Annotated in this window: 24 protein-coding genes and 1 tRNA gene; 13 read left to right on the forward strand and 12 right to left on the reverse strand. The window is 41.6% G+C overall.

Annotated elements, in window-relative coordinates:
• The gene (locus NO992_RS11710; RefSeq protein WP_302480140.1) at positions 1-135 is read left to right on the forward strand and encodes a hypothetical protein; all 135 of its coding nucleotides are present in this window, start codon (positions 1-3) and stop codon (positions 133-135) included.
• Between the two features lie 202 nt (positions 136-337).
• On the opposite strand, the gene NO992_RS11715 is transcribed toward NO992_RS11710, so the two are convergent.
• The gene (locus NO992_RS11715; protein ID WP_371377312.1) at positions 338-481 is read right to left on the reverse strand and encodes a hypothetical protein; all 144 of its coding nucleotides are present in this window, start codon (positions 479-481) and stop codon (positions 338-340) included.
• A gap of 186 nt (positions 482-667) precedes the next feature.
• On the opposite strand from NO992_RS11715, the gene NO992_RS11720 reads away from it, so the two are divergent.
• Genes NO992_RS11720 through NO992_RS11730 form a run of 3 tightly spaced genes read left to right on the forward strand, consistent with a single transcriptional unit; the run spans position 668 to position 1,635 of the window.
• The gene (locus NO992_RS11720; protein ID WP_371377431.1) at positions 668-910 is read left to right on the forward strand and encodes a helix-turn-helix transcriptional regulator; all 243 of its coding nucleotides are present in this window, start codon (positions 668-670) and stop codon (positions 908-910) included.
• Positions 891-1,022 (forward strand): hypothetical protein, encoded by a 132-nt coding sequence (locus tag NO992_RS11725; protein WP_371377315.1) that lies wholly within the window; start codon positions 891-893, stop codon positions 1,020-1,022. Before NO992_RS11720 ends, NO992_RS11725 begins: the two co-directional genes overlap by 20 nt.
• 10 nt (positions 1,023-1,032) lie before the next feature.
• Positions 1,033-1,635, forward strand: a complete 603-nt coding sequence (locus NO992_RS11730) for a hypothetical protein (protein ID WP_371377318.1) — start codon at positions 1,033-1,035, stop codon at positions 1,633-1,635.
• Between the two features lie 162 nt (positions 1,636-1,797).
• On the opposite strand, the gene NO992_RS11735 is transcribed toward NO992_RS11730, so the two are convergent.
• From NO992_RS11735 to cutA, 6 genes are all read right to left on the reverse strand, one after another.
• Positions 1,798-1,874: transfer RNA gene (locus NO992_RS11735), tRNA-Ile, on the reverse strand.
• A 608-nt stretch (positions 1,875-2,482) separates the two neighbouring features.
• The gene (gene accC / locus NO992_RS11740; protein ID WP_010368767.1) at positions 2,483-3,829 is read right to left on the reverse strand and encodes an acetyl-CoA carboxylase biotin carboxylase subunit; all 1,347 of its coding nucleotides are present in this window, start codon (positions 3,827-3,829) and stop codon (positions 2,483-2,485) included.
• A 20-nt stretch (positions 3,830-3,849) separates the two neighbouring features.
• Positions 3,850-4,314, reverse strand: a complete 465-nt coding sequence (gene accB / locus NO992_RS11745; protein WP_017217207.1) for an acetyl-CoA carboxylase biotin carboxyl carrier protein — start codon at positions 4,312-4,314, stop codon at positions 3,850-3,852.
• 19 nt (positions 4,315-4,333) lie between these two features.
• Complete coding sequence (aroQ, locus tag NO992_RS11750; protein WP_010368763.1) at positions 4,334-4,795, reverse strand: type II 3-dehydroquinate dehydratase; 462 nt, start codon at positions 4,793-4,795, stop codon at positions 4,334-4,336.
• A gap of 195 nt (positions 4,796-4,990) precedes the next feature.
• Positions 4,991-6,817: a protein-disulfide reductase DsbD gene (locus tag NO992_RS11755; RefSeq protein WP_371377323.1), complete on the reverse strand. Its 1,827-nt coding sequence runs from the start codon at positions 6,815-6,817 to the stop codon at positions 4,991-4,993.
• Positions 6,817-7,137: a divalent-cation tolerance protein CutA gene (gene cutA, locus NO992_RS11760; RefSeq protein WP_010368760.1), complete on the reverse strand. Its 321-nt coding sequence runs from the start codon at positions 7,135-7,137 to the stop codon at positions 6,817-6,819. The genes NO992_RS11755 and cutA overlap by 1 nt, the downstream gene beginning before the upstream one ends.
• 129 nt (positions 7,138-7,266) lie before the next feature.
• Between cutA and NO992_RS11765 the strand changes: the two genes are divergently transcribed.
• The 6 genes from NO992_RS11765 (at position 7,267) to NO992_RS11790 (ending at position 14,199) form a co-directional block, all read left to right on the forward strand.
• A complete protein-coding gene (locus NO992_RS11765; RefSeq protein WP_371377326.1) occupies positions 7,267-7,779 on the forward strand; it encodes an FxsA family protein in 513 nt (170 codons plus the stop codon).
• A gap of 156 nt (positions 7,780-7,935) precedes the next feature.
• A complete protein-coding gene (locus NO992_RS11770; protein ID WP_010368755.1) occupies positions 7,936-8,223 on the forward strand; it encodes a co-chaperone GroES in 288 nt (95 codons plus the stop codon).
• A 50-nt stretch (positions 8,224-8,273) separates the two neighbouring features.
• Complete coding sequence (groL, locus tag NO992_RS11775; RefSeq protein ID WP_017217202.1) at positions 8,274-9,920, forward strand: chaperonin GroEL; 1,647 nt, start codon at positions 8,274-8,276, stop codon at positions 9,918-9,920.
• 1,091 nt (positions 9,921-11,011) lie between these two features.
• Positions 11,012-12,664 (forward strand): group II intron reverse transcriptase/maturase, encoded by a 1,653-nt coding sequence (gene ltrA / locus NO992_RS11780; RefSeq protein WP_371377330.1) that lies wholly within the window; start codon positions 11,012-11,014, stop codon positions 12,662-12,664.
• Between the two features lie 66 nt (positions 12,665-12,730).
• Complete coding sequence (locus NO992_RS11785; RefSeq protein ID WP_371377333.1) at positions 12,731-13,153, forward strand: hypothetical protein; 423 nt, start codon at positions 12,731-12,733, stop codon at positions 13,151-13,153.
• Between the two features lie 416 nt (positions 13,154-13,569).
• Entirely contained in the window at positions 13,570-14,199 is a 630-nt protein-coding gene (locus NO992_RS11790) for a hypothetical protein (protein ID WP_253105807.1), read from the forward strand.
• A gap of 19 nt (positions 14,200-14,218) precedes the next feature.
• Here NO992_RS11790 and NO992_RS11795 read toward each other — a convergent pair whose 3' ends face one another.
• The 3 genes from NO992_RS11795 to NO992_RS11805 form a co-directional block, all read right to left on the reverse strand.
• On the reverse strand, positions 14,219-14,725 hold the full coding sequence (locus NO992_RS11795; protein ID WP_010368749.1) for a hypothetical protein: 507 nt from the start codon (positions 14,723-14,725) through the stop codon (positions 14,219-14,221).
• Positions 14,726-15,499: 774 nt separating this feature from the next.
• Positions 15,500-17,020 carry a S41 family peptidase gene (locus NO992_RS11800; RefSeq protein ID WP_371377337.1) on the reverse strand — a complete coding sequence of 507 codons (1,521 nt, stop codon included), beginning with the start codon at positions 17,018-17,020 and terminating at the stop codon, positions 15,500-15,502.
• 308 nt (positions 17,021-17,328) lie between these two features.
• The gene (locus NO992_RS11805; RefSeq protein ID WP_371377340.1) at positions 17,329-18,267 is read right to left on the reverse strand and encodes a hypothetical protein; all 939 of its coding nucleotides are present in this window, start codon (positions 18,265-18,267) and stop codon (positions 17,329-17,331) included.
• Between the two features lie 473 nt (positions 18,268-18,740).
• Here NO992_RS11805 and NO992_RS11810 point away from each other — a divergent pair, with 473 nt between their 5' ends.
• The gene (locus tag NO992_RS11810) at positions 18,741-19,250 is read left to right on the forward strand and encodes a DUF3016 domain-containing protein (RefSeq protein WP_010368743.1); all 510 of its coding nucleotides are present in this window, start codon (positions 18,741-18,743) and stop codon (positions 19,248-19,250) included.
• 69 nt (positions 19,251-19,319) lie between these two features.
• Here NO992_RS11810 and NO992_RS11815 read toward each other — a convergent pair whose 3' ends face one another.
• Together NO992_RS11815 and NO992_RS11820 are read right to left on the reverse strand one after the other, a co-directional pair.
• The gene (locus tag NO992_RS11815; RefSeq protein WP_045987966.1) at positions 19,320-19,613 is read right to left on the reverse strand and encodes a hypothetical protein; all 294 of its coding nucleotides are present in this window, start codon (positions 19,611-19,613) and stop codon (positions 19,320-19,322) included.
• A 498-nt stretch (positions 19,614-20,111) separates the two neighbouring features.
• Positions 20,112-21,068 (reverse strand): GlxA family transcriptional regulator, encoded by a 957-nt coding sequence (locus tag NO992_RS11820; RefSeq protein WP_010368740.1) that lies wholly within the window; start codon positions 21,066-21,068, stop codon positions 20,112-20,114.
• A gap of 154 nt (positions 21,069-21,222) precedes the next feature.
• Here NO992_RS11820 and NO992_RS11825 point away from each other — a divergent pair, with 154 nt between their 5' ends.
• Positions 21,223-23,595, forward strand: a complete 2,373-nt coding sequence (locus NO992_RS11825; RefSeq protein ID WP_371377344.1) for an RND family transporter — start codon at positions 21,223-21,225, stop codon at positions 23,593-23,595.
• 11 nt (positions 23,596-23,606) lie between these two features.
• On the forward strand, positions 23,607-24,395 hold the full coding sequence (locus NO992_RS11830) for an outer membrane lipoprotein-sorting protein (protein ID WP_069021402.1): 789 nt from the start codon (positions 23,607-23,609) through the stop codon (positions 24,393-24,395).
• Positions 24,396-24,442 lie beyond the last annotated feature (47 nt).

Consider the following 24,442-nt stretch of genomic DNA (forward strand, 5'->3'; position numbering starts at 1 on the left):
ATGGATATCAGTCAAGATACGATACTCACGATACTGGCGAATGCTATATTTTTGTATGGCGCTGTAACGACCAACAAAACAGATATTAAATGGCTCAAGGAATCGGTCAAAGAAATCAAAGAGAAAATCCAGTAAAGTTGGGGACATTTTGGGGCTATCCCAGAGAAAAACATACCCCAACATATCCACTGCTAAATTCTAAAACGTAGATATGGCGGGGTATGTGGGGGTGTTTAGTTTGCTTTTTGGGGTTCGACTCCCTCGCTACTAAGAGTTATGAACAAATAAAAAGCCCATCAGCATTAAGAGTTGATGGGCTTTTCTTATTCGACAAACTTTATTCTTCAGCGGTAAGTGATTGGATTTCTCGTAATAAAAAGTCTATCGCTACTGTATAATCTGTGTCACTTTCTCCGCTTCTAAGAAGTAATTCTATTGCAGCTGTAGAGAGTTCATGAATTAATTGATTGTTTTGACTCACTATTGTAACTCCATGTGATTGATACAAGGATGTTACCTCAGTCGATGACAAATTTTTTTTGCAAAATAAATGTGAATATGTGTTTTATTTGTTAATATTGCGCGGTGTTTCTATTTTCTCAATTATTAACTGACGGCTAAGGAAAAGTCTTTGCTCAATGTATTTAACAATATAACAGGTGATGATTTGCGCCGTATCCGTGTTGCAAGACGCAAAACTACTAAACAAGTAGCTGATGCGCTGGGAGTAACTAGGCAAACCTATGAAAATTGGGAAAATGACATAACTCAGCCGAAAATTAACCAGTTTATTTCCTTATGCACATATCACTGTATCGACTTTAGCTCGATATTCTCACAGTTACGTGGTAATAAATCCAACACTAACATCAATGGAAAAAGGAAACACAATGAAATTAATAGAAGCTAAATTACTAGAAAAAATTACTGGCGGTAGCGGTGATCGCAACGGCGATGGACCTAAGTTAGAGCGTACAAGTGGCACTACCTATGCTCCCCCAAAGAAACAGGGAACCAGTTAACAGGAGTTTTATGATTAACTTTGTACTTTTAGCCTTTTCTGCTTGTTTGTTGATTTATATAGACGCATCAGCTTATACAGAAGCTATTTTGCTTGCGGCTGTGATAGTCGCAATTATTTCAAATAGGTCTAGTGTAAATGGGTTGCATCTAGCTCTCATTCTGTTTTTTATCATTTCTGTTGAAACGATGATTCAAGCTTCTCAGGTGCTAGTCCCTTCAGGTGACATGCTAAATGTATGGAAGAATACAATTATTTATTCAACGTATTTGGCTTTCGATCTTATAGCGCTGATCACTATGATGTTGAGACCTGCAATTTCAAGGACAATACTCCCTGATAGAAAGGCTGAGATATACATGACGCCGTCTGAAATTTTATTGATAAGTGTATATGTACTTTTCATCGGTATAAATCTATTGGCGCTTGGGGAGAATTTTATACGCAACTTAGAGCACCTCGGAGTAAGCGAAGAATTTGCAAAACAGTTTTGGAGCTGGGATTGGGTCTATTACAGTTATCCGACAATGAAGCGCGTTGTAATAGCAATACAGCTATTTTCAATCTTCATGTTAATCAAAGAGCCACGGCATAAAGCGCTGAAAGTTGCATAGCTTGAATATCGATAAGAAGCCGCATGTTTATATGCGGTTTTTTTTGTGTCTACTTGACACTAAATTGACACTTTAAGGGGTTTGACACTTGATTGACACTAAGGTGGTTGAACGTGTTTGGGCTAAGCTTGGTTTGTAAGTAGTTGTTTTTAATCTTAAAAATGGTGGCCCCACCTGGACTCGAACCAGGGACCTAACGATTATGAGTCGTGCGCTCTAACCAACTGAGCTATAGGGCCATTTTGTATTGTAAGTGCTCATTAAATTCATCCATGAAGCAATATCCTGTCGGCGTCCTGCCTCCACCTCATCAAGCTGCGAAGCGCTGCTTCGGTCTTGATTCGCCCAACTGAGCTATAGGGCCATTTTGTGTTTTTGCGCGTTATATTCGTCCATGAAGCTTGGTTCCGGTCTCGGATTCAACACTCAGGGTCGCTGCGCTAATATCCCTTCGCTTCCTCGACGTAAACTTTCTTTGAAAGTTTACCCAACTGAGCTATAGGGCTATGTGCTGTAGTGATTTAAAGGTAAATCACTGAAAGCGCAGGCAGTATAAAAATTTTTAACAGGCTTGTCACTATTAAAACGTGAAAAAGTCGGGACTAATGGATTGATTGCTCAATAATAAGCCAATGTTGTAGCGGTTAGGGTGATGGGCTGTGCAAATCATTAAAATGGTGAGGTTAGTACTGGTCTGGTTTTGTAGTGCAAAAAATAGAGTTACTTAGAATTCGGGTTGGATTTTTGTTGTAAACACAAGATGAGCAAGCAGTATCGTTCGCTGGAAGTAGGGCAGAGATAAAAGAAGCCGGCAATTGGCCGGCCTCTTTTAGGAGAACGAATTAGGTTATTGGTGCATGCCTAGTTTTTTCTCTAGGTAGTGGATATTTGTGCCACCGTTTTGGAAGTTCTCGTCTGACAAGATCTTCTTGTGAAGCGGGGTATTGGTTTTAATCCCGTCAATCACTAGCTCATTCAGTGCGTTTTTAGCACGAGCGATCGCAACATCACGGTTTTCACCATAAGTGATTAACTTACCGATCATTGAGTCGTAATGTGGCGGTACTGTGTAATCAGCGTAAATATGGCTGTCCCAACGGATCCCAAGGCCACCAGCTGGGTGGAAGCGCGTGATTTTACCCGGTGAAGGGATAAAGTTTTCTGGATCTTCTGCGTTAATACGGCACTCGATTGCGTGACCACGGATCACCACGTCTTCTTGTGTGATAGAAAGCGGTTGGCCTGCAGCAATCTTAAGTTGCTCTTTGATTAAGTCTACGCCAGTGACCATTTCAGTTACTGGGTGCTCAACCTGAATACGGGTGTTCATTTCAATGAAGTAGAACTCGCCGTTTTCGTATAAGAATTCAAACGTACCTGCACCGCGATAACCAATCTCGATACACGCACGAGTACAGCGATCACCAATGTACTTACGCATTTCAGCTGTGATCCCTGGTGCAGGTGCTTCTTCCACTACTTTTTGGTGACGACGCTGCATTGAACAGTCGCGCTCACCTAGGTGGATTGCATTGCCTTGACCGTCAGCGAGTACTTGTACTTCGATGTGGCGTGGGTTTTCTAGGAATTTTTCCATGTAAACCATGCCGTTACCGAAGAACTGCTTCGCTTCTTGTTGTGTTAAGGCGATAGAGTTTGCGAGTTCTTTTTCGTTGCGAACGACACGCATACCACGACCACCGCCGCCGCCAGCCGCTTTGATGATAACTGGGTAGCCGATACGCTTTGCGATCTGCGTATTGCGGTCGTTGTCATCGGTCAATGGACCATCAGAACCTGGCACGCAAGGTACGCCTGCTTTTCTCATCGCTTCAATTGCTGATACTTTATCACCCATTAGACGAATAGTGTCGCCCTTTGGACCGATAAAGATAAAGCCACTTTGCTCAACTTGGTCTGCAAAGTCGGCATTTTCAGAAAGGAAACCGTAACCTGGGTGAATAGCAACCGCGTCTGTGACTTCGGCTGCCGCGATAATACGAGGAATATCAAGGTAGCTTTCGCTTGCCGCAGGTTTACCGATACAAATGGTTTCATCCGCAAGAAGAACGTGTTTTAGGTCGCGGTCAGCTGTTGAGTGCACAGCAACCGTCTTAATACCTAGCTCCTTGCAGGCACGCAATACGCGAAGTGCAATTTCACCTCGGTTTGCAATGACTACTTTATCTAACATAACGTTGACCTTCTGCGTAATTATTCGATGATGAATAGCGGTTGGTCGAATTCTACTGGCTCACCGTTTTCAACTAGGATTGCTTTCACTACACCAGCTTTGTCTGATTCGATCTGGTTCATCATCTTCATGGCTTCAACGATACAAAGTGTGTCGCCAACATTTACTTTTGAACCTACTTCAACGTATGCCGCTGCTGTTGGAGAAGAAGCTGTGTAGAAAGTACCAACCATAGGAGACTTAACTTGGTGACCTGCTGGGGCGCTGCTTTCTGCTGGTGCTGCTTCTACTGCTGCAGGAGCCGCCGCTGGTGCTGCTGGTGCAGGTGCCGCTGGAGCTGCCATGTATTGTTGAGGTTGCGCATAAACTGGTGCACTGCTGTGGCGATTGATACGTACTGACTCTTCACCTTCAGTGATTTCTAGCTCTGCAATACCTGATTCTTCTACTAGCTCGATAAGTTTTTTGATCTTGCGAATATCCATACAATGACCCGCCTGTTAGTTAATTTGAGTTATTTTGTTTTCGCAATTGCGCTAACGCTGCATCAAATGCAGCACGATAGCCCAACGCGCCTAATCCACATATCACGCCTTCCGCCACATCAGAAAAATAAGACTTGTGACGAAATGGCTCTCTGGCGTACACATTGGTGATGTGTACTTCATAAAAAGGGATGTCCACACTGAGTAAAGCGTCTCGAAGGGCAATGCTCGTATGGGTAAATGCGGCGGGATTAATGATAATCGCATCGCATTGTTCATATTGAGCGTGAATAGCCTCGATTAGCTGCGCTTCACTATTACTTTGAATGTGTGACAAGCTGACTTGCTGTGCTTCTGCATATTCAGTTAATGCGTCAACAATTTCGTTGAGAGTCTGCGTGCCGTACTTGTGCGGCTCACGGCGACCTAGCATATTTAAATTAGGGCCGTTTACTAATAAAATCTTTAATTTTGCAGACATATTACGCGAACTTCCTTTAACTAAAGCATTAGCCAAAAATTTAGACTGTATGGCTTGTTAACTTAAGCCGAATTCCAGCAAATAGCAAATATTTCTCCATTTCGTGGAGTATTATAGAGAGTTCGAGGTAAATAGCAGCAAAATACTGGTCTAATCAGAAGGGAAGAGGGGCAAACAAGCTTGCCCCTAAAATGGTTACTTTGCGTCCTGCTTGGCCTTTTCTAGGTGGGCAGCAAAGTCTTTTGCGTCTAAAAAGCCTGTGATGCGGTGTGCTGGCATCTCATTACCTTGGCTATCAAAGATTAAAATAGTCGGTAAACCAAACACCGTAAATGCTTCCATGATCTCTTGGGTGTTGTCATTGGCCTTGGTCAAGTCGAGCTTTAATAGCTCATAATCTTTGAACTGTGCTTGTACTTCAGGTTTCGGGAAAGTGTATTTTTCAAACTCTTTACACGCAACACACCACTCTGCGTATAAATCAACGATAGGCACTTTGCCTTTAGCATTGGCCTCAGCAACGGCGACTTTAAGCGCGGCTAAGTCAGGTAGTAGCTTAAACTTCTGCTCTCCGGTAACGGTCTCGGTTTGAGTCGATGCAGTACTTACAACAGCTGCAGGTGCTGGAAACAGGCTTGTTTTTAATGCATATAAACCAACAATAAACAGGGTGATCGCGAAGCCCCACAATGTGGTTTTACCTTTGCCTGCCTGTAATTGGCTTTGCCAATAATGCAAGTAGAGTGCTGTCGCTACGGCGAGGCCACCGGCAAGTGAGATAATCACTGTCGCATCGAGTATGCGCTCTAAAAGGATAAGCGGTACGAAGAGCATCACAAAACCAAATAGCGTTTTGACCTGATCCATCCAGCCACCAGCTTTTGGCAGTAATTTTCCACCTGAGGTACCTAGCAGTAATAGCGGTAGACCCATGCCCAAGCTAAGTGCATATAGCGTTACCGCGCCCACCACATAATCACCGCTTTGCGCGACAAATAATAGCGCGCCAGAAAGTGGAGCCGTGGTGCAAGGCGATGCAATAAGTCCAGAAAGCACACCCATAATGAATACGCCCCAGTAATTGCCGCCTTTTTGCTTGTTACTGAGCTGAGTGAGTTTATCCATCATGCCGCTAGGCAAACGAATTTCGTAAACCCCAAACATAGATAGCGCAAGTGCGACGAACAATATACTAAAGCTGATAAGTACCGCTGGATGCTGCAAGTAGCCTTGAATTTGGCCACCGAAATACGCAACGACTAACCCAAGCGCAGCGTAAGTGACCGCCATACCTTGCACATAAATAAAAGACAAACTGAAGGCTTTTTTAGTCGAAAGACCTTGTTGACCGGCGATGAGGCTCGACAAAATAGGGAACATCGGGAATACACAAGGGGTAAACGCAAGGCCAATACCAAGGCCAAAGAACGTCAAAATATTCGCAAGTAAGCTGCGCTGCATTAACTGCTCAGTGAAAGATAAATTATCGTTATCCACAGGCGCGCTTTCGCTTTGAACTTCTGCTTTTTTCTCAGGTGCTTTCGTTTCAGGAGCTTTGGTTGAGGTGGTCTTTGGCTTTTCTCCGGCAATCGTGCTTAGCGGCACTTCAACAATTTCTGGCGGATAGCAAAGCCCCGCTTCGGCGCAGCCTTGATAGCGTATTTTTACGATTGCACCTTGCTCGATATTACTGAGCTTAGAGATAACAGATAAGTTATTAAAGTAGACTTCAGTGCGACCAAAAAACTCATCTTCAATCATCTTGCCTTTTTCAAGCTCTGGCACTTGGATGTCGGCTTGTTTGGCGATAATTTGAAGATTCTTCTTATATAAGTAATAGCCGTCGGCGATGTCCCAACCTACAAACAAGGTGTTGCCTTGTTGGTCAAAATCGAACTTGAATGCTTCTTTTACTGGTAAAAAAGTCTGTTGTTTAGGAGCCAGTAAGCTGTCTAGCACTGCATTGTTTGCTTGCGCGGGAAACCACATCAGCAATGAGAAAAGAACTACTAAGAGTCGCATTACAATAATACCTCGTCCATCCATTTGAAATAAGCTAAGTTGCCGCTGGTTACGTCCACGACTTGAATTTCTGGAACATCATAACTGTGTAGTTCACGAATCGCGGCCATCACTTGCTCTAGTTTTTCGGATTTTGTCTTGATTAACAGCTTGGTTTCTTGTGCATGTTCAACCTGACCTTCCCAAACATAAATAGATTCCACTGCTGGGATTAGGTTCACACAAGCTGCAAGTTTTTGCTCTACAAGTTGCGTTGCAATCTTACGCGCTTCAGTAACTGAATCGCATGTAGATAAGACGAGTTTATATCTTACGCCCATTGCCATTTCCATTTTAGGGTTAGTAATGGCATCTTAGCGGATAGCGCCTCTTTTCTAAAGCGTCTTACTTGTATCGCTTGAATTAAGACCTTAGCACCCATATTTATCTTTCGTAGATTTGGAGAAAGTATGTTTAGATTCTTATTTATTTTATTTATCGCTATTCCGATTATTGAAATTGCTTTGCTGATCCAAGTCAGCGAGGTGATAGGCGGTTTTGCTACCATTGCGCTTGTAATTGGTACCGCTATTTTAGGGGCAAGACTAGTGAAACAGCAGGGTCTTGGCGCTTATGTCAACGTACAGCAACAGATGTCTCGTGGGCAATTGCCTGCACAAGATTTATTTATCGGTTTGTGTGTGATTATTGCCGGCGTGCTATTGATGACGCCTGGGATCATGACCGATGTATTAGGTTTTTTACTGTTAACTCCAGCCGTTAGAAAAAAGCTGGCGCAGTCGCTTTTAGCTCATGCCACCGTAAGAGTGCAAACAGGCATGCATTCAGGCCAGTCACCGTTTGCTAGTCAATCACGCGATGAGCGTCCGGAGCAGCAAGAAGAAATTAGAGATCCATATAAAAATCAATCGGGTAGAAATTCTTCAACAACGATTGAAGGTGAATACGAAAGAAAAGACTAAATTTTTTTGGTTTTTTCTCTTGGGTTTTAATTTGCCCATCCCCATAAATGAAAGCAATTAAAATTGCGTGTGTTAACCACAACCTGTGGATGTAACACCGCCTTAAAAAAGCATTATTTCTGTCATTGTTCAGAAACTGTTAGGAGAACTATATAAATGAACATTCGTCCTTTACATGATCGCGTCATTGTTAAGCGTCTTGAAGAAGAAACAAAGTCAGCTGGCGGCATTGTGTTAACTGGTTCTGCAGCTGAAAAGTCTTCACGTGGTGAAGTAGTTGCAGTAGGCAACGGCCGCGTGTTGGACAATGGTGAAACTAAAGCACTACAAGTAAAAGCTGGCGACACAGTGTTGTTCGGCTCTTACATCGAAAAAACTGAAAAGATCGAAGGTCAAGAGTACCTGATCATGCGCGAAGATAACATCTTAGGCATCGTAGAATAATTAATACTTTTTAGTTTAATCGACAACAGAATTTAAGAGGAATTTATAACATGGCAGCTAAAGAAGTTCGTTTTGCAGGTGACGCTCGTACAAAAATGCTAAAAGGCGTAAACGTACTAGCAGACGCAGTAAAAGTAACACTAGGTCCTAAAGGCCGTAACGTTGTTTTAGAAAAGTCATTCGGCGCACCAACTATCACTAAAGACGGTGTATCTGTTGCGAAAGAGATCGAGCTTGAAGATAAGTTCGAGAACATGGGCGCACAAATGGTTAAAGAAGTTGCGTCTAAAGCTAATGACGCAGCGGGTGACGGTACTACAACTGCAACGGTTCTTGCGCAAGCTATCGTGAACGAAGGTCTTAAGTCAGTTGCTGCGGGTATGAACCCAATGGACCTTAAGCGTGGTATCGACAAAGCAGTTATCGCTGCTGTTGAAGAGTTAAAAACGCTTTCAGTGCCTTGTTCAGACGCAAAAGCGATTGCACAAGTTGGTACGATTTCAGCTAACTCTGATAAAGAGATTGGTGACATCATTGCAGAAGCAATGGAAAAAGTAGGTCGCGAGTCTGGTGTTATCACTGTAGAAGAAGGCCAATCACTACAGAACGAATTAGATGTAGTTGAAGGTATGCAGTTTGACCGTGGTTACCTTTCTCCGTACTTCATCAACAACGCTGAAAAAGGCCAAGTTGAGCTAGATAACCCACATATCCTTCTAGTAGACAAGAAGATCTCTAACATTCGTGAACTTCTACCTACACTAGAAGCTGTTGCTAAAACAAGCAAGCCGCTACTAATCATTGCTGAAGACCTTGAAGGTGAAGCGCTGGCAACTCTGGTTGTAAACAACATGCGTGGTATCGTGAAAGTTGCTGCGGTTAAAGCGCCTGGCTTTGGTGACCGTCGTAAAGCGATGCTACAAGATATCGCGACACTAACTGGTGGTACGGTTATCTCTGAAGAAATTGGCCTTGAGCTTGAGAAAGCTACGGTTGAGGACTTAGGTACAGCTAAGCGCGTGGTTATCACTAAAGATGATACAACTATCATCGACGGTGCTGGCGAGCAAGAAGCAATCGATGGTCGCGTATCTCAGATCAAAGCACAAATCGAAGAAGCAACTTCTGACTACGACAAAGAGAAACTACAAGAGCGCATGGCAAAACTTGCAGGCGGTGTTGCAGTAATCAAAGTTGGCGCAGCAACTGAAGTTGAAATGAAAGAGAAAAAAGACCGCGTAGAAGATGCACTACACGCAACTCGCGCAGCGGTTGAAGAAGGTGTAGTACCTGGTGGTGGTGTTGCGCTAGTTCGCGTAGCGAGCAAGCTTGAATCGCTAACTGGTGACAACGAAGACCAAAACCACGGTATTAAAGTGGCACTTCGTGCGATGGAAGCACCACTTCGTCAAATCGTTTCAAACGCAGGTGACGAAGCATCAGTTGTGGTTAACGCAGTTAAAGCTGGCGAAGGTAACTACGGTTACAACGCTGCAACTGGCGAATACAGCGACATGATCGAAATGGGTATCCTAGACCCAACTAAAGTAACGCGTTCTGCACTTCAGTTCGCAGCATCAGTTGCTGGTCTAATGATCACCACTGAAGCGATGGTTGCTGAAATTCCGAAAGAAGAAGCTGCTGGTCCAGATATGGGCGGCATGGGCGGAATGGGTGGTATGGGCGGCATGATGTAGTGCGACGAGAGTCGCGTAGGTCACTAGCCTAGCAGGACTAGCTCAGAGTGAGTGCTAACTATAGCACTCACTTTCCCAACCTGCAAAACTAGCAGTCGACTCCGGATTCGGGGGTAAAACCGAAAGCCGGAACTTATCAGATTGATAAGGTCGCGCAATCGTGTTTTTACGATTGGAAAACAAGTCACCGGGACATCAGTCATCGGCAATAAGGAAACAAACAATTTCAGAGTTTCGGGTTTACCTCCGAATAATAGCGAGAAGGTATTTCATCGCGTAACCAAAGGGTGCTCTGTCATTTAGTAGTTTCGATTTCAAAAATCTGGAAACAAAGCTTTTTAAGCAGCGTTTTGATCATGTTTTCTGTATCTCGACGAGTTTACGACCTACGGGCGTAAGCCATTAGAGTTATTGTCTCAACATATTCGATTATATGTAGCGAGACCAACCTTACGACAGGTTGTAGCCTAGGGATAGTGCATTACTGGTAACGGTATTGTGCGAAGCTTCCTGACAATGTATCTCTGCGAAAGCAGTAGTTAACTCGCGAGAGTTAAATATAGTCTGTTAATAACAAACGGGCTGAGAGCTAGGCTAAACAATAGGGTTAACGTAAGTGAACTACTGATAAACACCGTCAACCGCAATAAGCGAAATGTTGTTGATACGCTTAAACCAAAAGGTGTGCGGCTGGTTATTCCTTTTACATCTGGGAATACGTCGTCATTAAGCCGTCGGTGGATAGGTAGAACCTAAGTTGTTTGTGTAATTTTAATGGAACTCGGTAAGCCCAATTATTCGCTTAGTTTATTGTTATTTGAATAAGTTAAGCAGGGGAGTCGTAAGGCGAACTGTTGAATAAGTGGGTAAAGGAGGTTGGAAAAAGCGAATGTCAAACTGTAATGGTTTGGATAGAGGTTCAAACTTTGCCTCAACGGGAAACCGTGCAGACTTCCAACTGGTCTTTAATCGTGTGATAGACGTGTAAAGCTGTCATCAATTTGATCCTAACGGGATAAGAACAATTCTTCCCGTTAGGGGATAGTTGCGCCTTGTTCTTGTTAGGTCATGACTAACAGGAGAAAAGCAAGATGAGTACAGCGTTTATTGTACCTGCGTTCTCCCACCAAGCGCAAAGCTGGCATACCATCAATTGGTATTCGGTCGAGTTAACGGTGCGAGAGCTACAAGTACGGATCGCGAAGGCGACTAAGCAACAACAATGGCGTAGGGTGAAAGCTCTGCAACGTATGTTGGTGCGCTCGTTTGCTGCCAAATGTTTAGCGGTAAAACGGGTAACTGAAAATCGAGGCAAAAGGACTGCAGGTGTCGATGGGGAGTTATGGAGTACGCCTGAAAGTAAATGGCAGGCTACTTTTCGATTGAAGCGGCAAGGGTATAAACCTAAGCCACTACGTAGAATTTATATTCCGAAAAGTAACGGCAAACGTCGTCCTTTAGGAATACCGACCATGCTAGATAGAGCAATGCAGGCATTATACCTGCTGGCTCTTGAACCTGTGTCGGAAACTACGGCAGATCGAAATAGCTATGGCTTTCGCCCCATGCGCTCAACGGCTGATGCGATAGAACAATGTTTTGTCAATTTAAGCCGTAAAAGCTCTGCGGAGTGGGTGTTAGAGGGCGATATTAAAGGCTGCTTTGATAACATCAGTCATGACTGGTTACTTGCCAATGTTGTATTGGATAAACAGGTACTTAGAAAGTGGCTGAAAGCGGGATTCATGGAATCTGGTAAGTTAAACCCAACGGAGTCGGGTACACCACAAGGGGGAATTATTTCTCCTGTATTGGCTAACTTAGCGCTTGATGGTTTGGAAGAGTTGTTAGAAAGCCATTTCGGCAAGAAAAACACCAAAGCCAGCTACAAGACTAAAGTCAATTACGTGAGGTATGCCGATGACTTTATTATTACGGGAATATCGAAAGAGTTGCTGGAAAATGAAGTGAAGCCAATAGTTGAAACCTTTATGGCTGAACGTGGGCTTACGTTATCACCAGAGAAAACGGTGATAACGCATATAACTGAGGGGTTTGATTTTCTTGGACAGAATTTACGTAAGTACAATAACGGTAAGATGTTAATCAAACCAAGTGCGAAAAGCGTGAAGAATGTCTTAAAGAAAATCCGCGACATAGTTAAAGGTCAAAAGACTGTAAGGGCAGATATGCTGATCAGTCAGTTAAATCCAATTCTTCGGGGTTGGGCTAACTATCATCGTCATATTGTGGCGAAAGAGACATTTAATTACGTGGATTATCGGGTCTGGAAACTTCTATGGCAGTGGTGCCGACGACGACATAACAATCGTCATAAACGCTGGATTAAAGCGAAATACTTTAAATCAGTGGGCGCACGAAACTGGACGTTTTCAGGTATAACAGTCGATGGTTTTACCAAAAGGCTGATATATACCAATGATACCGTGATAAAGCGACATATTAAGTTAAAAGCGGAGGCAAACCCGTATGACTTAGCATTTGAGCCATATTTTGAACAGCGCCTTGAGCGGGTTTGGAAAGACTCAATGCAAGGTAAACGAACTTTGCTTATGCTTTGGCTCAGACAGCAGCAAAGCTGTGCCATGTGCCGCCATCGTATTACTAAGGAAACAGGGTGGAATATCCATCATATCGTTGAACGAGTAAAAGGTGGCGGTAATGAACTGAGTAACTTAGTGTTGTTGCACCCTAATTGTCATAGACAATTACATAGCTGCTGATTTTATTTGATATAGTCTATGCAATTAAAAGATTATTAAAAAATAATTTATCAGAAAGGACGGTTGATGGAACATATAGCTGAAATCTTAAAAACTTTAGTACCGGTTTTTACTTTGATCCTTGGCTCTGCACTTACGTATCACTACGCGGTGAAGTCAAAAAGGGGAGAGTCAGCACTAAGGCATAAGGAAGAGCAATACGCTAAGCTTCTTGTAAAACTTCAAGGATTTGTGGGACAAACTGCAAACTCTAAAACTAAAAAAGAGTTCTTTGAAGAGCAATATAAGGCTTGGTTGTACTGTTCAGATGAGGTTATTGACGCTATCAACCATATGGTCTCTTTAGTTAGAAATGGAGGTACTCCAGATCCTGATGAAGGTCGAAAAGCTGTTGGCAACATTGTTGTTGCCATGAGGAAAGACCTCTACGGAGAGACTAAGCTAGAATATAATGCTTTTGAATACATTGATGTAATCGATAAAAAGTAATCGCTGGTCTGTACTTAGGTTCAGATTTATAAAGGCTTGAGCCGTATGCGGGGAAACTCGCATGTACGGTTCTTAGGGGAGGGGTAGCCAGTAATGGTTACTCCTTACCCGACATAAACATCATCTCCTAAGCACTACACGCTTTAGAAAAACCCTAACAGTTTGATGTTAGGGTTTTTTTATGCCTGAAATTTGCTCAAGCGTCATTATTTTAGGGATATAAAGTGGGGTATCGATTTAAGTCCCATGTGTTGTAAAAAAATGTGCTTTGTGCTGTTTCACACAAATGGACTAGTAGCAGGAACATGCTTAGGTGGGCTAATAAACCGATGTATAACAACCATAAAATCCAACACAATATGCTAAAGTAAAATAGGAATACTGCCGATACTAAGGCAATACGAAAAGGAGCTTTTATGACTATTCATTTTAATATCCATTCGGCGTCAACAACGAATGCGCCAACATCAACACCTACACAACCGTTTGCTGCGCCCGTAAAAAAGGAACCAGAACCAAATCAGATTAAAGATACCAAAGAGAAACAAGTATCTGACGAGTCTGTGTCTATTGCTGCATTTACAGGTGATGCACCGAGCAGTTCACCATACAGCGCTCTACTTAATCCTGAGGGCTTTGATTTTGAGAATATGTCTATCAATGAATTTAAAGGTATTGTTGACGCAATTCGAACGTTGGAGTCTGATATGGCACGCTCGAGTGGGTATACAGGGAGCTTACGTGACACATTTTGGGATGATGTAATGGGGGTGAAAGGTTCTTTAGATGGTGTCAATTTTGAGGAAAAAGGTTTCAAGCCTGACGAAAAAATAAATATTATCGACTTCTTTGTAGATCATGTAGAAGGCGCGGCGCAAATGGAAAAAGAGAACTACCGCTCATTTCATGGTGTGTTGGGTAATGCTCAAAAGAAACAGCAAACAGTTGCTAAAATCACTTCAGAATCTTTTCTCCAAGAGTATCAAGAGAAGGTGATCAATTTCCTAAAAAGCCAAGAAACTAAACTTGTTGATACGCAGGCTTAATTAGCCTGCGTAATATAAATTAATTCTCGCGGTATTCGTAACGTACACCGCCACGTATACTTGTACCGCCACCGTTGTTTTTCAGAGTTAATCTATAGCTGCCACGAGGAAGGTATCTTCCGATATGAGTACCTCGATCAATTTCTCTATCATCACGGTATAAAATTAATTCCATATCATGGCCATCATAGTTTCTTTCTATTGTGAAAAAGTAAGAATTACAAGTACCGCCAAAGCTTGAAAAATTGGTAAGAGTAATTTCTTGATCTACTTTAGCACTTGCATACTTTGTATATTTATAGGTCTCGCAGCGTCCCCATTCAGCATTTAATTCAGCTGCTCTTTGATTTACGTCTAGCTCGCCACTTTCAGAACGGTCTAGCAGCTCAGCCATAGTAATACCTTCAGCTTTAGCGACCGCTTCAGCTCTTTGAACTAATCCTCCTTCGGCTTGAGCATAAGATATAGCAGAAGTGCTAACCAATGTCGCTAACATAAGCGATTTTAATAAACCGGTAACTTTCATAATATTCCTTTGTCCTTGAAGTTATTTTGTATGATGAGAAAAAGAGAGTGATTTTGTAACTTGACTCTTGAAAGCCTTTTCTCAGAATCAAACTCGGAGAAAATTTTAATTTATCTATGTTCCTATTACAATACAAGGTAGTTCGAAATTTACTTCTAATTATATGATTGCCAGTATCATAACAATTTGTTATTAAATAATTTATATTGAATTGCTTCAGAGCCTTAGAGTTGTTGTTAGCGCGCTATTGATATAGGTAACTGGGTGAAAAATAAATAAATTTATCCTTTATTTCATCCGAGGGGTATTAAGTGGGGTATCGCCACTTTTTCCCATGTTAATAGTTAAATAGAAACAAAAGCTTAAGCTCTGTATGGGCGACATGATGTAAACATCATCTCCTAAGCACTACACGCTTTAAAAACCCAGCTTCGGCTGGGTTTGTGCTTTTTATATTTGATACTAGGTGCTACACGCTCAGGCAAATGAACTTCTATTTCTTTGAGGTACTCGACTCCATGAGTAATAATTCCCAAACTTTTTCTCTATAGCACCTTGCTGCTTTTATTTATCCCCCAAGAATATAAATAAACGCCCCTATATCATCCAAACACCGTGGATGTGTAGCCCATAACTGCTTATTCGTAAGAATACCCACTCGCTCTTCAGCAGATGTGTAATGATAGATAAGGTCTTTATTCTCTTGTGTTATTTTTCGTGATTTAATTTTTCAATTTCATAGCAGAGCATCAAAGTTTTTAGTGCTTTATATCTTTATTCACCAACGCCCTCACTACCGGCCACTTTTTTGATTCCCTCTAATAAGGCTTCAGTTGTCCACTCGACCTCATTAAATGGGATGTCAGGTTGATAAAAATCACCATTGCCACGAGCTCTATTTACATAGACTTTATTAGGAATAATGACCTTGCTCAAGCCTGATGGGGTATCAACCAACCTTACTTCCATATAGGTTGAATCTGAGCTACTTGGGGCACCAAATAACACTGTGTTTGAAAACAACTTAAAAGTATCGACAGCATCCAAACAAGCGCTACCACATTGCCCTGGCACGATCACTATGGCTTTACTTTTAAAATCACTTTCAGCTTGCTGCTTTTGGTTATTCTTGGCTTGTGGCTTACGCTCTACGTAAAATGGCTTTCCAGCTTTTAACGATGCGCGCATACCTGCGGACACTTTTTTTACCATTTCATGCATTTCTGGTTGGTCGCGCAATACCGTGACTAACGACTCTACATACTGAGTGTTCTCTTTGGACGCTCGCCACCACACTTGTGATTTCTCGTCATGTTTATCTTTTCGATCATTAACGATTTGCTGCCCCCATAATTGCTCGGCAATTTTCAAACTCCAAAATGATGAACCACCTTGATTATGCCTAAGATCTAAAACCACAGCCTCAGCGGTGAGAAGTTGTTCGCGTTGCCTAGCTAAGTCAGCAAATAGTTGCTGGTAATTTGATTTTTCTGTTTCGTTAGGTGCAAAGGTGGGCATTGCTATCCAGGCTATATCTTCGACAGGCCAATGTAAACCGACTTCCAACTTATCGCCATTGTAAGCATTTACTAGATGTTGACTAACACTATCTGGTCGTTCTACCCACTGTAATTGTAGACTGTAGGCCACGCCACTCGATTGCACAAAGTCGCATGTTTTTAATGGTGGTAAAAATGGATTACCGTCGTCGATTAATAATCGCCACCCTTGATTCCACCAATGACCTGGCTGCTCAACTTGACCATGAAACTTAAACAACGTGTTACGCATTAACGGCTTAATAGGTGTATCATTACAGCTTATGATCTTGTCGCCCTTAGTCACTTTATCATGCTCGCTGTAATACACTTTTAAACCATCACCACGCCAGACTACCGAGAACCCCGGCCAACGTCTAGGTTGCCTCACCGATTTTGGTAAAACCGCCACAGCGCCAGCATGACCATCCTGTAAAACCGTATTAAAACGGGCAATTGTGGCCTCATAGCCTGAGGCATTTTTGATCTTTTCAGCAAGCACTAAGGCTTGTTGCTTTGCGTTTTCAAGTAACTGTGCAAAGCCAGGATTGTGGCTATCCAACATACCTGGGTGGTTAGTAGCTGATTGCTGGTAGGCGTAATGGATATCTTGTTTTACAACAGCTTGCCACTGCAAAGCTGTGCTAGGCAGGTTGTCGATTGAATCGTTGTCATTTCCAAGCGCATGAGAATTCGTTGCAAGCACACAAAGGCAGCTCGCTAACGTTCCAAGGTAGGTGTTAATCGTTTTTTTCATAGAGATGCTTTTAATTATTATAATTTGACTATTTAACACAGCACAAAAAATCGAGAAATAGTGAGCTCTTTCACAATGACAAGCGCAATATGACAGGATAAATCCCGACCTAAAAAACCATCAAACAGAAGGCTGGTTGCTCAGCTTACCAACTCACTTACTATTGCAAACAAATCACTTTTGGTGCGAATTGCGCTAAACCCATGACCAATAGTGAGCTATTGATGCACTAATTTACCTAGTTACCACTTGGATAATTGAAAGTGAACTTAAAGGATTAGTTATCTTATTCTTAATCCAATCTCAAGTTAGCTACAAACTAGCGATACCTGCTCTTGGCCTTTTTTATTTCTTGTTATGACAACATGGCAGTCTTTAATTGATGTGCTAGCATTACCTTGACCACTATTATCTGAGTTATATATGGGCACGCCCCGATCTTCCACCCTACTTAGCCATTCGGTGAGCCACTTCATGCTACCAGCGGTTTCCTCATTTAATGCTCTGTCTTTGGCCCAAAGCCTAACCCCTAAGACGCCACCACCAATAGGAATAATCTGGCCTTGTTTATCGAGTGCTTTCATGAGACTTCCCTCTACGGCTACACTTGTTCCATTAGTTGTGAGCAAATCCAACTTCACCCAAGCATTGGTGCCATCTTTAAAATTTATTACCAACACAGGTTTCAGGTTTAAGCCTAGTGATGATAACCCAATATCTAGACCCAGATCAGCTTTTAGCTGTTTTAGTTGTGTATGAATGAGAGTGAATTGATTTTTAACCTTTTTGTCTGTTTTAATCCGAGTGGCAATTTTACTTATGAAGTTGTGCTCGGGTAAGGCAATTTGAAATGCACTTTCAAATTCCTCGTCGACGAGTAACGTGATCTCAGCTGTCCGTTTACGGAGCACCTCTACAGTCTTTTGAACTTCGATTAGTTTTTCTTTGAGTTGCTGTGACATAACCGAGTCTGGCCCGTGATATTCAATACTAAATGCGTGGTATTTATTAGGTGCAGTTACTTCATCAGTACTTAGGTCTAAAACAGATTTATAAAGTGTTATTTTAGGTGATGAGTGAACGAGATCTACAACATATATCCGCTCGCCTTCATAGCGAGTGACTTCTTCTACTAGTTTTTGCGAGTGCTCTGGACTACAAGCATTACATAGTACTGTTCTTTCAGCATGTACATAAGTGCTGCACAGACTCATGATTAACACACTGAGATATAAGAAATACTTCATTTGAAACAATGTCCTTTTGTGTTTCTAAAAAGTGTATTTTGGTTGGTTTTTTGTGAATGTCAATAGTGGGCGGATTTATCATGCAAAATAAATAGCAGTGGTTTGATGGGGATAAAAGAGCATAAGGATGAAGCTACACGATTGCTTGCAGTCGTAAAGACACCGCTTTGATTACATCCGTTTGAGAACGATTTACCCTAATTTAGGTCTTACTAACTATAAGCTAACTTGAACGCTAGCAATTGTGATTCCTTAGAATGCTTTAACTTTGGTTTTTAATAACTCCCAGAAATCCTACATTGCTTTTGAGCAAGCACTTATCTAGGGTGGAATAGTATTAGTGAACTTAGTTTTTCATTCAGCTAGCTAACTTTTGTGTACAGCTTTAGGTTGGTTATGTAAATGTAGTCAAATGTCACACTGCGTAAAAGGGTGTGATCTTGCTTTACTTCGCACAATGAAAGAGTAAGGTGATGGTAGAGTTTGAAGGAGATCCAAAGATGAAAACACAAATTGCAATACTTGCTTTATTTATGACTCCCTTGTTTGTCAATGCAGGTGAGGTCGCTGTGACTTGGAAGGACTTTAAAGAGTATCGCGATGTTAGACCAGGTAATGAAACGCGAGGTTCATTTCATAAGCGGGTTGAAAAGCAACTACAGAAGCACCTAGAAGAGTTAGCGACTAAATTACCCGAGGGCTACAAGCTCGCAATTACCTTTGATGAGATAGACCTGGCTGGTGATGTTCATTACGGCACTACTGATATTCGGGTGATTAAACCAATCCATTTCCCCCGTTTTGAAATTAGCTATAAGTTAACAGATAAGTCTGGTAAAACCATCGCAGAGGAAAATGGCGTGACGTTAAAAGATATGTCGTTCATGGATAGAATAAAAAGAGGCATGGACGAATCTTTTTATTATGAAAAGCGTCTCTTAACTGATTGGTTTGAAAATGACCTGATTAAAAAAGTTAGTTAATTAACAGGCATTAGCCCTGAGGTAAGCTTACACGCAGCGGCCAAGCTGCGTGTTTGGTTAACTAGTTGGCTATTTAAATGTAGCCAGTAGCTGTAGTAAGGATTGTAACTTTTTGACAACCAGTGCTAGTTTTTGCTCGTCAATTTCTTCAGTTGTCGATAGGCCTTCAACGTCGGCTGCAACATCTAAAACATAAGGTTTAAAGCGTTTTGCTTCAAACGTAAACCCCGCTTCTTCTGTAAATAACGCTTTAAACTTACCGTGACCTTGCTGCTGCAATTCATCGAGTTTTTTATCAGCATCCAGCGCTTGGCGGTATATGATCTTGAGATTTTCATTAAGTTGTTCGATAACGGCTTGCATGGTCATTCCAAACAGATTTTCAAAGCTCCATATTTTAAGGGTTTAGGGATTAAATGTCAGGTAGTAAGTTGGCAATAATTTCCTTAAACCACACATGGCTTCAATTGTGTCGCGTCTTATACCAATTCGCTTACTTAAGAGATCTATTTTGAAGCGAGAAAATCTAGCCGATAACCAGACGAAAATTTTGGTATTTAAACTGAACTCGGGATAAGAAGTAAGTTAATTCAATAGTTTAAAGGTTGCAGTATCACTTTAGCCTGAAGTTATTTCTAAATACAAGGCAAATTTGTGCGTCAATAGCTGGCCTATTGCAAGCAAATTTAACGCAGTAGTAAGGGGTAACTGCTAGAGAATAAGTTGTTATCCCTAGTTCAGGTTATTTAGTTGCTCTAAATGAGAAATTTTTAACGCAGTTAGTGTCAGATTTACTCCTTCAAATTGAGCAACTAGTAAGACTAATTGGTATTAATCTAGAGGTTAGGCTGCATACCACACTTAATAAAGCATATCTCGTTGTTTCTCAGACAACTCATCGTGATCTTTGAATTGGCTTCTATATTCTTTTGGAGTAAGCCCTGTTATGCGCTTAAATGTCCGCCTAAATTGGCTGTCATCGTTATAACCTAAGTTATCGCTCACGACGTTGATTGTTTGTGATGTCAAAACCAAGAGCTCGCAGGCACGGTTAATCTTGATTTGCTCTATTAATTTTAGAACGGTCATGTTGAGCAGCGTCTTGACCCTTCTTGCTAGTGTTCGCTCAGTTAAGTTCAAATGGTCTGCAAGGTTTGATACAGATAGGTCGCATGCGAGTGTCTTATCAACCCAATGAAATACTTTTTTCAATAACGGATCGTCAAGATAAACCAGATCCAAGTGCCTAAAGGGCAAATAGTCTAAATGTGGTCGAGGTAGTACTAAAAATTTGAATACATCTCGCGCAACACTTTCTTCGAATTTATGTCGCATAAGATTATGGAATATTTGTAAATAGCCATTGGCGCCAGAAGTTGTAGCGTCACCATCAGGGTGATAAATACACGCTAAATGATTATTCCATTTTACTTTAGAAAAGCGTGAAGCCGCTTGATCCGTTAACCACCATGTAATCGTGGCTTTCGTTTGATTTAAGCGCCCAGACTCCGCGTGTAATGCGACGCCGGTGCAATATGACCAAACTTGCGTTTCGCTGGGTAACTTTTTTAGCTCGTTAATTAATCGCCCATAGGTAATAGGCAAGCAATGGAGATCTGTACTTCCCCAAAAGCCAGGTAATAATATCGCGTCGTATTGATAGTCATTGATAACGTTATCGACGTTGAGCTTGATGTTGTGTGCGCATGTGACTTCAGTTTTCTCTAAGCCTACCCAAGATACCTCAAATGCGGGTTGAGATAGCCGGTTATTAACGGTCTCTAATAAGTCTAAAAAGTAAAATAATCCTGCAGGCATGCAATGTGGGTATAAAAAAAGCCCAATCCTTATCATTGTCAGAAACTGTCCGTATTTGGTCCAATTATGCAATGATACCACGTTTACGTTTTGCATACAATTTGGGGTGTAATGTTAATTTAGTGTGATTTTAATCCGACAGGGGAGTTCTATTTTGAGCATTGAAACTCAAATTGCATCTCAGCCAAGCAAAATGAAACGCTTTACTGAGTTGCTGATACGTTTTCGATATGTGGTTACGCTGATAGTCGTCGCCATTTGTATAGCCACAAGTCTTGGACAAAGCAGGGTTGGCTTTAGTAGTGACTACAGGTACTACTTTGGTTCGCCATCACCTGTGATTGCTGCGATGGATGAATTAGAAAGTGATTATGCACTTTCCGATAGCATCTATATTTCTATTAGCCCTAAGTCTGGGGGAACTGTATTCGACAAAGCTGTGCTATCTGCTGTGTTACATGCAACAGAAGAAGCTTGGAAAGTTCCTTATGCGACGAGAGTTGACTCGTTGAGCAATTATCAAAATACAGTAGCAAATGATGATGATCTTACTGTCGCGCACTTATTTAAATCTGAAAGTGAATTAATCGGCTCTAATATTGATTATATCCGTCAGGTTGCACTTGCTGAACCTATGTTGGAAAACCGTATTGTTTCTCAAAATGGGGAACATACAGGTGTCAATGTGGTGCTAACGCTTCCAGGTAAGTCGCCGATGGAGACTTCTGAGGCCGTATCTGCAGTGAGAGAATTAGCTAAAGAGCTTGAAGCTCAGTACCCTGTAGAGGTTCGATTATCTGGCGTACATATGCTAAACCACGCTTTTGCTGAGATAGGTATGCAAGATATCGTGAACATCATGCCTGTTATGTATATGGTGATGTTGGCGATATTGCTGGTGTTATTCCGCTCTGTATTGCAGGTATTAATGACAGTTGCAATAGTGCACTTATCGACTATTACAACGATGGGAATTGTTGGCTGGCTTGGTATCCCGCTTACGGCTCCATCTTCAATCGCTCCGACTATTATTCTGACATTAGCAGTTGCTGATTCTGTTCATATCATAATGAGTTTTGTTATTGCCAAACGCCGTGGTGTGAGCGATGCCGAAGCAATTAAAGAGTCAATGTCGGTTAACTTCTTACCAATTTTACTGACTAGTTTAACAACAATTATTGGTTTTGTTGCCTTGAACTTTGCTGATGCACCTCCTTACCATGACTTAGGCAATATTACGGCGATTGGTGTATTTATTGCGTTTGTTTTATCGATCACATTATTGCCTTGCTTACTGTATATTTTACCAAATTGGATTAAGCAAAAAGAGCAAGACACAAAGTTTTCAGATAAAATTTGGGCAAAACTCTCTCACTTTATTGAAAGTAAATATAAGACCGTCATTATTATTTTCTCTGCATTAACTATTGCTTTTATGATCCCTATTCCAAATCTTAAATTAGATGATAGGTGGGTTGAGTATTTCTCTGACAAAACACAGTTTAGAAATGATGCAGACTTTGTTCAGAAAAATGTAACAGGATTATACAGTATTGAGTTTAATATTCAGTCTTTAGGCTCTCAGGGAATTAGTGATGCTGAATATTTAAATACGCTAGATGATTTTGCGAAATACTATCGTAGCTTTGATAACGTTTATAATGTGAGTGTCTTGACCGATACCATGAAGCGATTGAATAAAAACCTTCATGGTGATGATCCAAGCTTTTATCGTATACCTGAAAATAAAGAGCTCGCTGCGCAATACTTATTGCTATACGAAATGTCACTACCATACGGTCTAGATCTAACCAATCAGATCAATATGGATAAATCTAGCTCGAAGGTAGTCATTACGATGAAAGATGTTTCAACTAATGAGCTAAGAGAGGCGGCAGCTAAAGGCGAAGCATGGTTAAAAAATAATGCGCCAGCTTATATGCATGCGATTGGTTCAGGCGCTACGGTGATCTTTGCTCACCAGTCAGATGTGAATATTCAAGGAATGGTCACAGGCACATTATTATCTCTCATTATGATTTGTATTGTCGTATTTATTGCAATGCGTAACATCAAATATGGCCTTATTAGTGTATTACCTAATGTATTACCAGCGATCTTCGCGTTTGGTGCTTGGACGCTGTTAAGAGGGCAGGCCGGAATGGAAGTTTCTATTGTGGTGTCTGCAACACTAGGTGTCATAGTCGATAACTGTGTTCACTTCATGATCAAATACTTGCGTGGTAAAGAGCAATTTAACCTTGCCCCTGCCGATGCTATTAAATACGCGTATCAAAATGTGGGAAATGCATTGCTATTTACGTCAGTTACGTTAATTGCAGGTTATACCGTCCTAACTATGTCTTCTTTCTCGTTGAATAGTTCTTTAGGTTTGATGTCTGCGTTAACTGTGGTAGCAGCTCTATTAGTCATCAACATTTTACTTCCAGCGATCATTTTGTTTGTTGACCGTGCCGAGCAACGAGCTGCTGATGAAAGATTGATCAACGCGCAACTAGCATCATAAGGAGAAATAATATGCTGAATTTAAAAAAGGTTTTTGTGGCAACTAGCTTGCTAGCTAGCTCGACACTCACATTTGCAGCGAGCGATGAAGATAAAGGACTACAACTTGCCCAGCTGGCAGATCAAGTGGATTCTGGTTGGGTAGATCAAACCGTTGATATCACCATGACGCTGCAAGACAGAGCGGGTAATCAAAATATCCGTAAGGTTAGAAATGAGATGCTTGAAGTTGAGGATGATGGAGATAAAAGTTTGGTGGTATTTGATACCCCATATGATGTGAAAGGCACAGTGATGCTGTCGTTTAGCCATAAGGTTGGAGATGATGATCAGTGGCTTTACCTACCAGCGCTTAAGCGAGTAAAGCGTATTTCGTCTAGTAACAAGTCAGGCCCTTTTATGGGAAGTGATTTTGCATACGAAGATATGAGTTCACAAGAAGTTGAAAAGTATACCTACAAGTTTATCCGAGAGGATGAATTTGAAGGCCAAGCGGTCAATGTTGTTGAGCGTACTCCGGTATATGAAAACTCAGGGTATTCAAAACAGCTTGTTTGGTTGGATAAAAAGCGCACGATTCCGCTTCAAATAGAATATTTTGATCGTAAAGGGAGTGCTTTAAAAACCCAGCATTTTAAAGGCTATCAGCTTTACAACGAGAGATTTTGGCGCGTTGACGATTTGCTGATGGTGAACCATCAAAAGGGCACGCAAACTACGATTTCTTTTGATAATTATAACATTAGCCAAGGAGTACGATTGACGAATTTTGCACAAGCAAACTTGTCACGTATTAGGTAAAAAACAATTGGCTGAGTGAGCGTTCACTCAGCCAAGCAGCAAAGGAT

Origin of the sequence: Pseudoalteromonas sp. DY56-GL79 (genome assembly GCF_041414765.1) — a bacterium.
Lineage (GTDB): Bacteria > Pseudomonadota > Gammaproteobacteria > Enterobacterales > Alteromonadaceae > Pseudoalteromonas > Pseudoalteromonas piscicida.